This is a genomic window from Roseateles saccharophilus (genome assembly GCF_004342485.1).
Taxonomy (GTDB): Bacteria; Pseudomonadota; Gammaproteobacteria; order Burkholderiales; family Burkholderiaceae_C; genus Pelomonas; species Pelomonas saccharophila.
Genome location: NZ_SMBU01000013.1, coordinates 1 through 13,531 on the forward strand (window position 1 = coordinate 1; position 13,531 = coordinate 13,531).

The following is a 13,531-nucleotide window of genomic DNA, read 5'->3' on the forward strand; positions in this document are numbered from 1 at the left end:
CCCTGCTGGTTGTGCAGCCAGCCGGTCAGCGACACCAGCAGCCCGGAGGCGATGACGGCGCCGAGGTTCCAGCACATGCCCTGCAGGCCGGAGTAGCGCGCCTGGTCGGTCTTGGAGGCCGTGGTCATGAAGACGCCGTCGGCGCAGGTGTCCTGCGTGGCCGACGCGAAGCCGGTGATCCAGAAGAAGGCCAGCGAGAGCTTGAAGAAGCCCTCGGTGGGCAGGCACAGCGCGACGAGGCCCAGCGAGGCCATCATCGTGAACTCCATGCTGATGACCCAGAAGCGCTTGCTGCGGTAGGCCTCCAGCAGCGGCGCCCAGAGCGGCTTGAGCACCCAGGGCAGGTACATCTGCGAGGTGTAGAGGGCGATGTCCTCGTTGGCGATGCCGAGGTTCTTGTAGATGATGGCCGCGACGACGCCGACCATCACATTGGGCAGGCCCATGGCGAGGTAGAGCGAGGGCACCCAGGTCAGCAGATGGCGACGGGTCGATGGCATGGAGTCTCCGTATTGTTTTTTGGTCAGTGCGGACGCGGCGTCAGGGCCTGCAAGGCCGCCGACACATAGACCAGCGGCGCGTTCCAGTTGATCGCGACCTCGTTGCTGGCATAGCTGCAGAAGTGGTCGAGATAGGACAGCGCGGCCCGCTTCGACGCGTAGCGCACCGGGCAGCCGGCCTGGTCCTGCTGGCCGGGGTTGGGGCCGCCGACGAGGAAGCCGGGCACGGGTTCGTCAACGCCATCGGCCTCGGAGGGGCGGTGGTGGGGGTGCACGGGCGGCTGGGCACCGAAGCCCGTCACGAAGGAGCGGCCCAGCGGGTTGCGGCCCAGCACATGGTCGAACAGCGCCTGCGCGGCGGCCAGCAACTCGGGTCGGGGCTGGAGGCGGTAGGCCTGGATCAGCATCAGCGCGCGGTTCAGCGCGCCGGAGTTGCTGCCCCAGTCGAAGTCCTGCGCGCGCAGGCCGACACGCCAGGCCGAGGCCCGCCAGCTGGACAGCAGTTCGTTTGCAAACACCACGACACGAGATTCGACGACAACGCTGTCATTGTGTTCGAGTTTGTGGCGCTGCTGGGCTAGGGTTAGCCATGCCAGGCCCTTCACATCGCCCCAGGACGGCAGGCTGATGGCCAGCTTGTCGAGATCAGGCCGGTAGCCCGCCTCGCCGGTGGCGATCCAGAGCTCGGTGCCGGCCCAGGCGAATTCGTCGGACAGTTCGACGTCACCGTAGTCGCCGGTGCGGATGTCGGGCGGCTGGCGGTAGACCTCGGCAGGATGGGCCTGGGCCCAGTCCCAGGCGCACCGCGCGGCGGCCAGCATGCGCGCGGACAGGCCCGGGCGCTGCGCATCGAAGGCGGCGAACACACGGCTGGCCTGGGCCATGACGGCGGCGAAGTCCAGCGCCGCCGCGGTGCTCTTGCCGACGACGTAGCGCTCCCCCGTCGCATCGGCCGGCATGACGACGCCGTCGAAGCCCTTGTTCGTGAGCTTGGCGTAGACGCCGCCATCGGCCGGGTCCTGCATGGCCAGCATCCAGTCCAGGTTCCACAGCGCCTCGTTCAACAGGTCGGGCAGGCCGTTGCCGCTCTCCGGGATGTGGAGGTTCTGCTGCCTGAAGACTTCCGGGAAATGCTCCCAGGCGGCCAGCAGCGTGTAGACCGTGATGCCGGAGTTGACGATGTATTTGTTGTAGTCGCCGGCGTCGTACCAGCCCTTGGGCGCCGCGATGACCGTGCCCTCGGGCCGCCCCGGGCCGACGGCCGAGGCGTGCACGAGGACATGGTCGTCCGGATGGCCGGCGGGCCGCGCCCAGCGGCCGGCGTACACGCCCGGCAGCGCCGTGCTGGCGCGGTTGAAGTAATAGGCCTTGATGGCCGCCACGTTCACGGCCGCATAGACGTCGGCGGCGATGTCGAAGGCCGGCGAGTCGGGCAGGCCGTCGACATGCAGGCGGTAGCGGCCGGGCCGCCGCAGCGCGGAGAAGTCGGCCAGGCGCACGGCCCCGCCGGCCGGCTCCCAGACCGCTGACGCGCCGAGCCGGCCACGCAGCACGACGCGGCCCGTGCCGGCATCGACGACGCGGAAGCTGCCGGCCTCGCCGCCCACCACGCCCGCGACCTTGGCCGCGCCGGGCGGGTAGCCGAGCTGGTTGACGGCAATGCCGTCGGCGCCGGCAGCGCCCGCCGCCGCCATCGCCAGGGACAGCAGCAGGCGGCGCATCAGGCCGTCGTCCAGTACAGCGCGGTGCCGTCGCCCTGCACGGGGCTGCGCCGGCCGTCGACCTCCAGCGCCCAGTCGCGCAGCGCGCCTTCGCTCACCTCGGCGGCATAGCGCTGGCCCTGGCGGCTGACCGTGCCGCGCGCGGCGACCTGCCCGTCCAGCCCGACGACCGTGAAGGCCGCACAGGCGCCGTCGTCCAGCTCGAACACACGCAGCACGGTGCCGCGGGCGTAGTCGTAGTCGGGCTTCTGCATCTCGGCGCCCCAGGCGATGACGCTGTTCGGCGCGGCATAGAGCGGCATGGACAGGAAGCCATGCGTCTCACGGTGCCAGCGCCCGCCGGGCTTCTTCTCGCCGGACAGCAGATGGGTCCATCGCCCCTCGGGCAGGTAGAAGTCCACCTCGCCGCTCTCCGTGAAGACGGGCGCGACGAGCAGGGCTTCGCCGAGCTGGTACTGCCGGTCCAGCGTCGCGCAGGCGGGGTCCTGCGGATGCTCCATCAGCATGGAGCGCATCAGCGGCACGCCGGTCTGCGTGGCCTCGTGGGCCTTCGCGTAGAGGTAGGGCATCAGCTGGTGCTTGAGCCGCGTGAAGACGCGCAGCACGTCGCAGCTCTCCTCGTCCACCAGCCATGGCACCCGGTAGCTGCTGCTGCCGTGCAGGCGGCTGTGCGAGGACATCAGGCCGAACTGGATCCAGCGCTTGTAGACGGCCGGCGGCGGGTTGCCCTCGAAGCCGCCGATGTCATGGCTCCAGAAGGCGAAGCCACAGCTGGTGAGCGACAGGCCGCCGCGCAGGCTCTCGGCCATGGATTCGAAGGTGCTCCAGCAGTCGCCGCCCCAGTGCACCGGGAAGCGCTGGCCCGAGGCATAGGTGGAGCGGGCGAAGACGATGGCGTCGGGGCCCTGCACCTCCTGCAGCAGCTCGAACACGGCCTGGTTGTATTGCAGCGCGTAGAGGTTGTGCATCTCGGCGGGGTCGGAGCCGTCGAAGTAGCTGACGCCCTCGCTCGGGATGCGCTCGCCGAAGTCGGTCTTGAAGCAGTCGGCGCCCATGGCCAGCAGGCGGCGCAGATGACCCTGGTACCAGGCCTTGGCAGCAGGGCTTGTGAAGTCCACGATGGCCATGCCGGGCTGCCACTGGTCGGTCTGGAAGGTCAGGCCATTCGTCCTCTTGATGAAGTAACCGTTCGTGACCCCCTCGGCGAACAGCGGCGACTTCTGCGCCACATAGGGGTTGATCCAGAGGCTGATCTTCAGGCCCTTGGCATGCAGGCGCTTCAGCATGGCCTCGGGCTCGGGGAAGCCGCGGCGGTCCCATTCGAAGTCGCACCACTGGAACTCGCGCATCCAGAAGCAGTCGAAGTGAAAGACCGACAGCGGCAGCTCGCGCCGCGCCATCTCGTCGATGAAGTGGGTGGCCGTGGCCTCGTCGTACTGGGTCGTGAACGAGGTCGTCATCCACAGGCCGAAGCTCCAGGCGGGCGGCAGCGGTGCGCGGCCGGTCAGCGCGGTCAGGCGGCCGACAACCTCCTTGGGCGTGGGGCCGGCGATGACGCAGTAGTCCAGGCTCTCGCCTTCGCGGCTGAACTGCACGCGGGCGACCTTCTCGGAGCCGACCTCGAAGGACACCGGGCCGGCCTCGTTGACGAGCACGCCATAGCCGCGGCTGGTCATGTAGAAGGGCACGCTCTTGTAGGCCTGCTCGCAGGCCGTGCCGCCGTCCTTGTTGCTGTTCTCCACCACCTGGCCGTTCTTGACCCAGGGCGTGAAGCGCTCGCCCAGGCCGTAGACGTTCTCGCCGACGGCCAGCGTCAGCTGCTCGTGCACATGGTTGCCCTTGCCGACCCACTGGATGTAGCCCAGGCCGCGCCAGTCGCTCTTGGTCAGCACGCGCTCGCCTTCGCGGAAGGTGAGGCTCCAGCCCTCGCCCTTCTTCACGTCGACCGAGATCGCGCCGGAGGTCAGCGTGGCCGTCGTTTCGCCGTCGACGATCTGCACGACAGGCCGGCCGGCGCCCGGCATCGGCACATGCAGGCGCGGCGGCGTGGAGGCCGCGTAGTGCTCGACGCTGACGCGGATGACGCCCTCGAGCGGCGAGCTCAGCGTCACGGTCAGCGTGGGGCCTTGCAGCGTGTCGCCGCGGTGCTTGATCGGCCGCGTCGTGGCGAGCACGACGAGGCGCTCTTCGTGGGCTTCCAGCGCATAGGCCTCGGCCGCGTAGTGCGCGGCGATGCCAGGCTGCAGCAGCCACTGTCCATCGGTGAACTTCATGGTGGTTCTTGGGTCTCTTCAGGGGGTCAGGGTTGGGGTGGCGCCTTCACGTGGCGTTCGATGTAGTCACCGTGGTCGGGCACGCCGGCCGCGGTCTGCGCGATGGCCTGGCGCAGACGCGTGAAGTGCTGCAACAGGGCCTTGGCGTCGATGTGATCGACGAAGGGGTCGTGGCTCTCGGGCTGCAGGCCCAGGCCGAGGAAGAGGGACACCCAGGACGGCTCGGCAAAGCCCTCGGGGTCGAAGATGGCGACGCGTGCCGCGCCGCGGAAAAGCTCGATCTGGTGAGCCAGCGAGTCCGGGATGGGCATGGCCGCGCAGTAGCGCCACAGCTCGCTGTCGCGCCTCTCGGTCAGCTTGTAGTGCAGCACGATGAAGTCGCGGATGGACTCGTACTGCCCGGCCATGCGGCGGTTGAACTCGGCCGCCAGATGCGGCTTGAACCGCTTGTCCGGGAAGAGCTGGATGAGCCGCCCGACGCCGTCCATGATGAGCTGGATGCTGGTGGACTCCAACGGCTCCAGGAAACCGCCGGAGAGGCCGATGGCGACGACGTTCTTCACCCAGCCCTGGCGGCGCCGGCCGGTCGTGAAGCGCAGCTGGCGCGGCGTGTCCAGCGCGCGGCTGTCCAGGCCCGCGAGCAGCGTGGCGGCGGCCTCGTCGTCGCCGATGAAGCCGCTGCAGTAGACATGGCCGTTGCCGGTGCGGTGCTGCAGCGGGATGCGCCACTGCCAGCCGGCCGGCTTGGCGGTGGACATCGTGTAGGGCGTCAGCGGTGCGACACGTTCGCTCGGCACGGCCAGCGCGCTGTTGCAGGGCAGCAGCGCGCTCCAGTCCTCGAAGGGCGACTGCATCGCGCCGGCGATCAGCAGCGCCCGGAAGCCCGAGCAGTCGATGAAGAGGTCGCCGTCGACGCGGCGGCCGTCGGCCAGCCTCACGGCAGCGACGAAGCCGTCCTCGGGCCGCAGTTCCACGTCGACGATGGTGCCCTCGACGCGCTGGGCGCCGCGCGCCAGCGCGTACTCGCGCAGATAGGCGGCGTAGAGGCCGGCGTCGAAGTGGTAAGCAAAGGAATAGGCATTGGCCGCCGACGGCGCGCCGTCCACGGGCGGCGTGAAGCGGTTGCGCAGCGCCATCACCGTGGCCATGGACCAGTCCTCGTAGCCGGGCAGGCCGTCCACGATGCGCGACAGGCGCAGCCAGTGCTGCCAGGGCGAGCGGTTGTCGATGGCCGGGCCGAAGTCGCCGAAGCCATGGAAGAAGCGCCGGCCCAGGCGGCCCCAGTCGCGGAACTCGATGCCGAGCTTGAAGCTGCCCTGGGTGCGCCTGACGAAGTCGGCGTCGTCCAGGCCCAGCGTGCGGTTGTAGGCGCGGATGGGCGGCAGCGTGGCCTCGCCGACGCCGATGCTGCCGATGTCCGGCGACTCGACCAGCACGATCTCGCAGCGCCCAGCGCCCGCCTTCTCGAAGCGCTGGGCCAACGGGGCCGCCGTCATCCAGCCGGCCGTGCCGCCACCGACGATGACGATGCGACGGATGGCGCTGTTGCTCATGGCCGCCTCCCGGCGCCTGCGTGAGCGCAGGGCGCAAGGCAGCCGCCCGGTCGGGTCGGGGTCACTGCATGTCTCCTGTAATGGCTTGTACCGGCGCTGCGTTGGCACCGGGCCGCGAGTCTGCGGCCTGCCCGGCCGGGGCGGGAGGGTGTTTCCCCTTATTTAGTTGGTTCGCCGCACGAACTAATAATGTTTGCACAAGGCCGGAGCGGCATGCGCCCGGCTCACACAAGACAACGGAGACAGAACTTGCCCGTCGAGGCCACCGGCAGCCAGCAGCTGCTCAAGGACATCAACCGCATGGCCCTGGTGCGCCACCTGTGCGCCAAGCCGGGCCAGTCGCGCGCCGACCTGGCCACGGCCGTGGGCCTGACCAAGTCCACCGTCAGCGCGCTCGTGCGCGACCTCGTCGCCGAGGGCTGGCTGGAGGAGCGCGAAGTCGTCGCGACCGGCGACCTCGGCCGCCGCCCCACGCCCCTCTTCATCGACCCGGCCCGGCTGCTGCTGCTCGGCGCCGAGGTCGACATCGATTCCGCCCGCGTCGTCGCCACCTCGCTGACCGGCGAGGTCAAGGCCCACGCCGTCGCCAGCCACGGGCCGGGCAAGAGCGCCAAGGCCAGCATCGCCAGCCTGGCCACGGCCCTGCTGAAACTGCGCCGCCAGTTCGACGCCACCCAGCACCGCATCATCGGCATCGGCGTGGGCCTGCCGGGCGGCGTGGACGAGGCCGAGGGCTTCCTGCATTTCGCGCCCAACCTGGGCTGGAGCGAGGTGCCCGTGGGCGCGCTGCTGCGCGAGAAGTTCGCCGGCACCGCGCTGGCCGATGTGCCGCTGTTCGTGCAGAACGAGGCCGACGTGGCGGCCCTCGGCGAGCTGGAGTTCAACCCCTCGCCGCTGACCGACCCGCTGCTCTACGTCAGCATCAACCAGGGCGTGGGCGCCGGCGTCATCGTCGGCTGCCGGCTGCTGACCGGCCACCGCGGCTTTGCCGGCGAGGTCGGCCACATCGTGCTGCAGCTGGGCGGCCCGCAATGCTCCTGCGGCCGGAGCGGCTGCGCCGAGGCGCTGATCGGCCCGCGCGCGATGCTGCGCAGCCTGCCGGGCAGCGAAACCGAGGGGCTGAACGAGATCCGCGCCCGCCTGGCCGCCGGCCATGCCGGCCAGACCGCCGCCGTGCGCCAGGCCGGCGAATACCTCGGCGTGCTGCTGAACAACCTCGCCGCCGCCTACGACCCGGCCTGCATCGTCGTCGGCGGCGCGGCCGTCGAGCTGGGTGACGCCTTCCTGCAGCCCGCGCTGCAGACGCTGGCCGGCTATGCCGCCGCCGCGCGGCTGGCGCCGCCGACCGTGCGCGTCTCCAGCTTCGGCAGCGATGCCGTCGCCATCGGCGCCGCGGCGCTGGCCCGCTACCGGCTGACCCGCCCGCTGATCTCCACGGCGGCGATGGACGCCGTGGCCAGGGAGGCGGCCTGATGTTCCTCGGCATCGACCTCGGCACCTCGGAAGTCAAGCTGCTGCTGCTCGACAAGGGCGGCAGCGTCGTCGGCCAGGCCGGCGCCGCGCTGGATGTGCAGCACCCGCAGCCGCTGTGGTCCGAGCAGGACCCGGCAGCCTGGTGGCATGCCACCGGGGCCGCCGTCGCCACGCTGCGCGAGCGCCACGCCGAAGCCTGGGCGCAGGTGCGCGCCATCGGCCTGTCGGGCCAGATGCACGGCGCCGTGCTGCTCGGCGCGCAGGACGAGGTGCTGCGCCCCGCCATCCTGTGGAACGACGGCCGCAGCCACGCCGAATGCGCCGAGCTGGAGGCCGCCGCGCCGCGGCTGCACGCCATCGCCGGCAACCTCGCCATGCCCGGCTTCACCGCGCCGAAGCTGTTGTGGGTGAAGAAGCACGAGCCCGAGGTCTTCGCCCGGGTGAAGAGCGTGCTGCTACCCAAGGACTGGCTGCGCCTGGCACTCTGCGGCGACAAGGTCTCCGACCCCTCCGACGCGGCCGGCACGCTATGGCTGGACGTGGCGCGCCGCGACTGGTCCGACGAACTGCTGGCCGCCTGCGGCCTGAGCCGCGCGCAGATGCCGCGCCTGGTCGAAAGCAACGCAGCCAGCGGCGTGCTGAAGCCTGAGCTGGCGCGCGCCTGGGGCCTCGGCCCCGAGGTCGTCATCGCCGGCGGCGCCGGCGACAACGCGGCCAGCGCCATCGGCATCGGAGCCGTGAAGCCCGGCGACGGCTTCATCTCGCTGGGCACCTCGGGCGTGCTCTTCGTCGTCAACGACCGCTTCTCGCCCAACCCCGCGTCGGCCGTACACGCCTTCTGCCATGCGCTGCCCCAGCGCTGGCACCAGATGAGCGTGATGCTGTCGGCCGCGAGCTGCCTGCGCTGGTTCTGCCAGCTCGTCGGCGCGGACGAGGCCACGCTGCTGGCCGAACTTGCGCAAAATGACAGCGCAGTCATCGAGCGCGCACCGCTCTTCCTGCCCTATCTGGCCGGCGAGCGCACACCGCACAACGACCCCTTCGCGCCCGGCGTCTTCTTCGGCCTCACGCATGCCAGCGACCGCGCGGCCTGCACCCATGCCGTGCTGGAAGGCGTGGCCTTCGGCCTGGCCGACGGCCTCGCCGCACTGCGCGCGGCCGGCACCGAGGTGAGGCAACTCTCCCTCGTCGGCGGCGGTTCGCGCAGCCCTTGGTGGGCCCAGCTGATCGCCGATGCGCTGGACGTGGACATCCTCGTGCACGCCGGCAGCGAAGCCGGCGGCGCGCTGGGCGCGGCCCGCCTGGCCTGGCTCGCCGCCGGCGGCGATATCTCCGCGGTCTGCAGCCGCCCCGCCATCACGGCCCATCACCGCCCCGACCCCAAACGCCATGCGCGCCTGGCCCCCCGGCTGGCGCGCTTCCGTGACCTCTACCGCCGCCTGTGCGGCGCCTGACCCTTCCGCCCCATTCTCATGAGCAGCTACTTCGAACACATCGCCCCGATCCGCTACGAGGGCCCCGACAGCCAGAGCGAGCTGGCCTTCAAGCACTACGACAAGGACCGCATCGTGCTGGGCCGGCGCATGGAGGACCAGCTGCGTTTCGCCGTCTGCTACTGGCACAACTTCGTCTGGACCGGCCTGGACCCCTTCGGCGGCGCGACCTTCGAGCGCCCCTGGTTCCACGGCGGCAGCCCGATGGAGCTGGCCCGCGCCAAGGCCGACGCGGCCTTCGAGTTCTTCCAGAAGCTCGGCGCGCCCTACTACTGCTTCCACGACCGCGACGTCGCCCCCGAGGGCGCCACGCCGCGCGAGAGCCAGGACAACTTCAAGCGCATCGTCGAGCTGCTGGCCGAGAAGCAGCGGGCCACGGGCATGAAGCTGCTGTGGGGCACGGCCAATCTGTTCAGCCACCGCCGCTTCATGTCGGGCGCGGCCAGCAACCCCGACCCGGCCCTGTTCGCGATGGCCGCGCTGCAGGTGCGCGACGCGATGGACGCCACGCTCAAGCTCGGCGGCGAGAACTATGTGCTCTGGGGCGGCCGCGAGGGCTACGAGACGCTGCTGAACACGCGCCTGGGCCAGGAGCTGGACCAGCTCGGCCGCTTCCTCAGCATGGTCGTGGACTACAAGCACAAGATCGGCTTCAAGGGCGCCATCCTGATCGAGCCCAAGCCGCGCGAGCCGTCCAAGCACCAGTACGACTTCGACGTCGCCACCGTCTACGGCTTCCTCGTGCGCTACGGCCTCGAGAAGGAGGTCAAGGTCAACATCGAGGCCAACCACGCGACGCTGTCGGGCCACAGCTTCGAGCACGAGATCGCGACGGCCGGGGCCTTGGGCATCCTCGGCAGCCTGGACATGAACCGCGGCGACCCGCAGCTGGGCTGGGACACCGACCAGTTCCCCAACAACGTGCCCGAGACGGCGCTGGCCCTCTATCACGTCATCCAGGCCGGCGGCCTCGGCTCGGGCGGCCTGAACTTCGACGCCAAGGTGCGCCGCCAGTCGCTGGATGCGGCCGACCTCTTCCACGGCCACATCGGCGGCATGGACGTCTGCGCCCAGGGCCTGCTCGCGGCCGAGAAGATGATCGAGGACGGCCGCCTCAAGGCCGCCGTCGACGCCCGCTACGCCGGCTGGGACACACCCGCCGGCCAGGACATCCTGCAGGGCCGCCACACGCTCGGCCAACTGGCCGACCAGGTGCTCGAGCGCAATACCGACGTGGCACCCGTGTCGGCCCGCCAGGAAGCCCTGGAGAACCTCGTCAACCGCTTCTGCGGCTGACGCAGGCTAACCACACGAGACAGCGCATCCACTCCGCCCCGGACAGACAACGCTGCCATGAACCATCACCCACTTCCCGCCCGACATCGCCGCGCGCGATGTTGATGCCGGGCAACCTTCCCGCCGAACCAGCAGTCCGACATAGCCAGGCCCCGAGCCCGACACCACAACGAGAGGAGACACTGTGAACCACCCCCGCCGCACCGCCATTTCAATTGCCGCCGCCCAGGCCGCGCTGCTCTGCAGCAGCCTGGCCCTGGCCCAGACGGCCCCCGCGCCCGACGCACCTGCATCCGCCCCCGAGGCCAAGGCGCAGAAGATCGAGACCGTCGTCGTCAGCGGCCGCCGCGCGGCGCTGCAGTCGGCGCAGAAGATCAAGCAGGATTCCGACGAGATCGTCGACTCGGTCAATGCCGACGACATCGGCAAGCTGCCCGACCACTCCGTCACCGAGGTGCTGCAGCGCATCTTCGGCGTGACCATCGACCGCACGATGGCCAAGGGCGACCCCGAGCACTACTCGGTGGAAGGCTCGGGCGTGAACATCCGTGGCCTGTCCTATGTGCGCTCCGAGGTGAACGGCCGCGACACCTTCTCCGCCAACGGCGGCCGCGCGCTGAACTTCGAGGACGTGCCGCCCGAGCTGATGGCCGGCGTGGACGTCTACAAGAACCCGTCGGCCTCGCAGGTCGAGGGCGCCGTCGGCGGCCTCGTGAACCTGCGCACCGCCCTGCCCTTCGACTACGCCGGCTTCAAGGGCGCACTGACCGTCGGCGGCAACTACAACCAGCTGCAGGGCAAGTCCAGCCCGGCCGTCTCGGGGCTGCTGTCCAACCGCTGGAAGACCGATGCCGGCGAGTTCGGCGCGCTGCTGAGCCTGGCGCACAACAAGACGACGACGCGCACCGACCTCTGGCAGGTCGAGCCCTACTACAACATCGACGGCACGCACTGGGTTCCCAAGGGCGCACAGTGGCGCGACTCCAATTTCGACCGCAACCGCGATGGCATCTACGGCGCGCTGCAGTGGAAGAAGGACGACGTCAGCAGCTCGCTGACCTATTTCCAATCCAAGTACCGCATGCACTGGGACGAGAACGCGCTGTTTGCCCAGTCCACGCCCTTCAATCTGCAGGTCTCTCCCGGTGCCACCTACGGCGCCAATAGCCAGTTGCTCAAGGGCACGCTGACCGACACCGCCGACAGCGGCATCGCCTTCGGCGCCGATACGCGCTATATGACGCGCGACTCCAAGACCCGCGACCTGGGCTGGAACCTGAAGTGGCGTGCCAACGACCGCTGGAGCTTCAGCACCGATGTGCAGCTCGTGAAGTCCACGACCAGCGCACTGGACTCCACCGTCGCCACCGGCCTGATCATGCCCAAGGAGACGCTGGACCTGTCGGGCTCCATCCCGCGCGTCACCTTCGACGCCTCCGACCTGGCTGCACTCCAGGACAAGAGCAACTACTTCTGGGCGTTCACGATGGAACACCAGGACCAGAGCAAGGCCGACTCCAAGGTCTGGCGCGCCGACGGCAAGTTCAACTTCGACAGCGCGGTGCTGCAGGACCTGCAGTTCGGCATCCGCATGACCGACGCCAACGCGACCACCGTCAACTCCTCGCCGAGCTACCACTGGTCGCCCATCACTCAGCCCTGGGCGAGCTGGCTCTACGGCGGCAATCTCGCGCGCCTGAGCGACCCGCGCTTCAACGCGGGGGTCACGCAGCACCAGTTCAAGAACTTCTTCGGCGGCCAGAACGTGCCGAGCATCTACGTGCCCAGCGTGTCGCTGGCCCAGGGCTTCCCGGCCAGCTACGCCACGCTGCACAGCTACCCCGAGGCCCTGTGCGCCGCCGCCAACGGCGCCAACGCCTGGCAATGCACGCAGACCTGGGCGGGCGAAGCCTGGACGCCGGCCACCTTCGGCAGCGACCCCGAGGGCACCAATGCCCAGCACGAGAAAACCCAGGCCGCCTATGGCCAGCTGCGCTTCGGCTGGGAGGACCAGCCCATGCCGGTGGACGGCAATGTCGGCCTGCGCGTCGTTCGCACCGACATGAAGGCCAACGGCTACATGGTCTTCACGAACAACGCGCCGACCCTGAAAGCGGGCGAGACCCTGGGCGGCGTGGCCATCCCCGGCGTGGCCGCATTCTCCAAGGCCATCGACGCCGGCCAGGTCTACACCGACGTGCTGCCCAGCCTGAACCTGCGCCTGAAGGCCAGCGACCAGCTGCAGTTCCGCCTCGCGGCGGCCCAGGCCATGTCGCGCCCGGACTTCTCGCAGCTGCAGGCCTATACCTCGCTGTCGCTGGACACTCAGAAGCACACCGTCGGCAACACCATCGTCATCGACAGCGTCTCGCTGAGCGGCACGGCCGACGGCAACCCCATGCTCAAGCCCGTCAAGAGCAACCAGCTGGACCTGACCGGCGAGTGGTATTTCGCCAAGACCGGCTCGCTGACCCTGGCCCTGTTCGACAAGGAGCTGAAGGACATCATCGTCAACCAGTCCTCCACCGTGGCGCTCAAGGACGGCAACGGCACGCCGGTCAACTTCACGGTGACCTCGCCCGTCAACGGCGCCAAGGGCCACGCCCGCGGCTTCGAGATCGCCTTCCAGCGCTATTTCGACATGTTCCCGGGCTGGATGTCGGGCTTCGGCGTGCAGGCCAACTACACCTATGTGAACAGCGCCACCACACCCTACAACCCGGTCAAGAGCGCCTACTGCGCCGGCACCAGCACCGGCGCCGACAACCTCAACCTGAACATCAACGGCTGCGACACCGACGGCCACACCTTCGGCAACCTGCCGCTGGTGAACCTGTCGAAGAATTCCTACAACTTCGCGCTGCTCTACGACTACGCCCAGTTCTCGGCCCGCCTGGCCTACAGCTGGCGCTCCAAGTACCTGCAGGCCGTCAGCGCCAACGGCACCCACAACGGCGACGGCCGGTTGCCGGACGGCACCCAGGTGGCCTATGCCCTGCCGACCTGGAGCGACGCCTACGGCCAGCTCGATGCCGGCGTCACCTACCGCGTCAACGACCACTTCAGCCTCAGCCTGGAAGGGCAGAACCTGAACAACGCGCTGGCGCGGCAGCTGATGCAGCAGCAGATCGGCTTCATGACCCGCGGCGTGAACTACACGGGCCGCCGCTACACCGTGCAGGCCAGCTACTCTTTCTGACGCCGGCACTCGCCCGGCGGTCC

Annotated in this window: 8 protein-coding genes; 4 read left to right on the forward strand and 4 right to left on the reverse strand. The window is 69.6% G+C overall.

From position 1 onward, the window contains the following. The 4 genes from EV671_RS12705 to EV671_RS12720 all read right to left on the reverse strand — a co-directional run. Positions 1-500, reverse strand: a 500-nt coding sequence (locus tag EV671_RS12705; protein ID WP_132571798.1) for an MFS transporter, incomplete at its 3' end; no start/stop codon positions are given. 23 nt (positions 501-523) lie between these two features. After that, entirely contained in the window at positions 524-2,221 is a 1,698-nt protein-coding gene (locus EV671_RS12710) for a glycoside hydrolase family 9 protein (protein WP_132571801.1), read from the reverse strand. Continuing rightward, positions 2,221-4,494, reverse strand: a complete 2,274-nt coding sequence (gene yicI, locus EV671_RS12715; RefSeq protein ID WP_132571804.1) for an alpha-xylosidase — start codon at positions 4,492-4,494, stop codon at positions 2,221-2,223. Before yicI ends, EV671_RS12710 begins: the two co-directional genes overlap by 1 nt. 26 nt (positions 4,495-4,520) lie before the next feature. Next, positions 4,521-6,047 carry a tryptophan halogenase family protein gene (locus tag EV671_RS12720; protein WP_132571807.1) on the reverse strand — a complete coding sequence of 509 codons (1,527 nt, stop codon included), beginning with the start codon at positions 6,045-6,047 and terminating at the stop codon, positions 4,521-4,523. A 249-nt stretch (positions 6,048-6,296) separates the two neighbouring features. Here EV671_RS12720 and EV671_RS12725 point away from each other — a divergent pair, with 249 nt between their 5' ends. The 4 genes from EV671_RS12725 to EV671_RS12740 all read left to right on the forward strand — a co-directional run bounded on the left by EV671_RS12725 (position 6,297) and on the right by EV671_RS12740 (position 13,508). Continuing rightward, on the forward strand, positions 6,297-7,520 hold the full coding sequence (locus EV671_RS12725) for an ROK family transcriptional regulator (protein WP_165917548.1): 1,224 nt from the start codon (positions 6,297-6,299) through the stop codon (positions 7,518-7,520). Further along, positions 7,520-8,974, forward strand: a complete 1,455-nt coding sequence (gene xylB / locus EV671_RS12730; RefSeq protein WP_132571813.1) for a xylulokinase — start codon at positions 7,520-7,522, stop codon at positions 8,972-8,974. The genes EV671_RS12725 and xylB overlap by 1 nt, the downstream gene beginning before the upstream one ends. 18 nt (positions 8,975-8,992) lie before the next feature. Further along, entirely contained in the window at positions 8,993-10,309 is a 1,317-nt protein-coding gene (gene xylA / locus EV671_RS12735) for a xylose isomerase (RefSeq protein ID WP_132571816.1), read from the forward strand. Between the two features lie 184 nt (positions 10,310-10,493). Then, on the forward strand, positions 10,494-13,508 hold the full coding sequence (locus EV671_RS12740) for a TonB-dependent receptor (RefSeq protein ID WP_132571819.1): 3,015 nt from the start codon (positions 10,494-10,496) through the stop codon (positions 13,506-13,508). Positions 13,509-13,531: the final 23 nt, after the last annotated feature.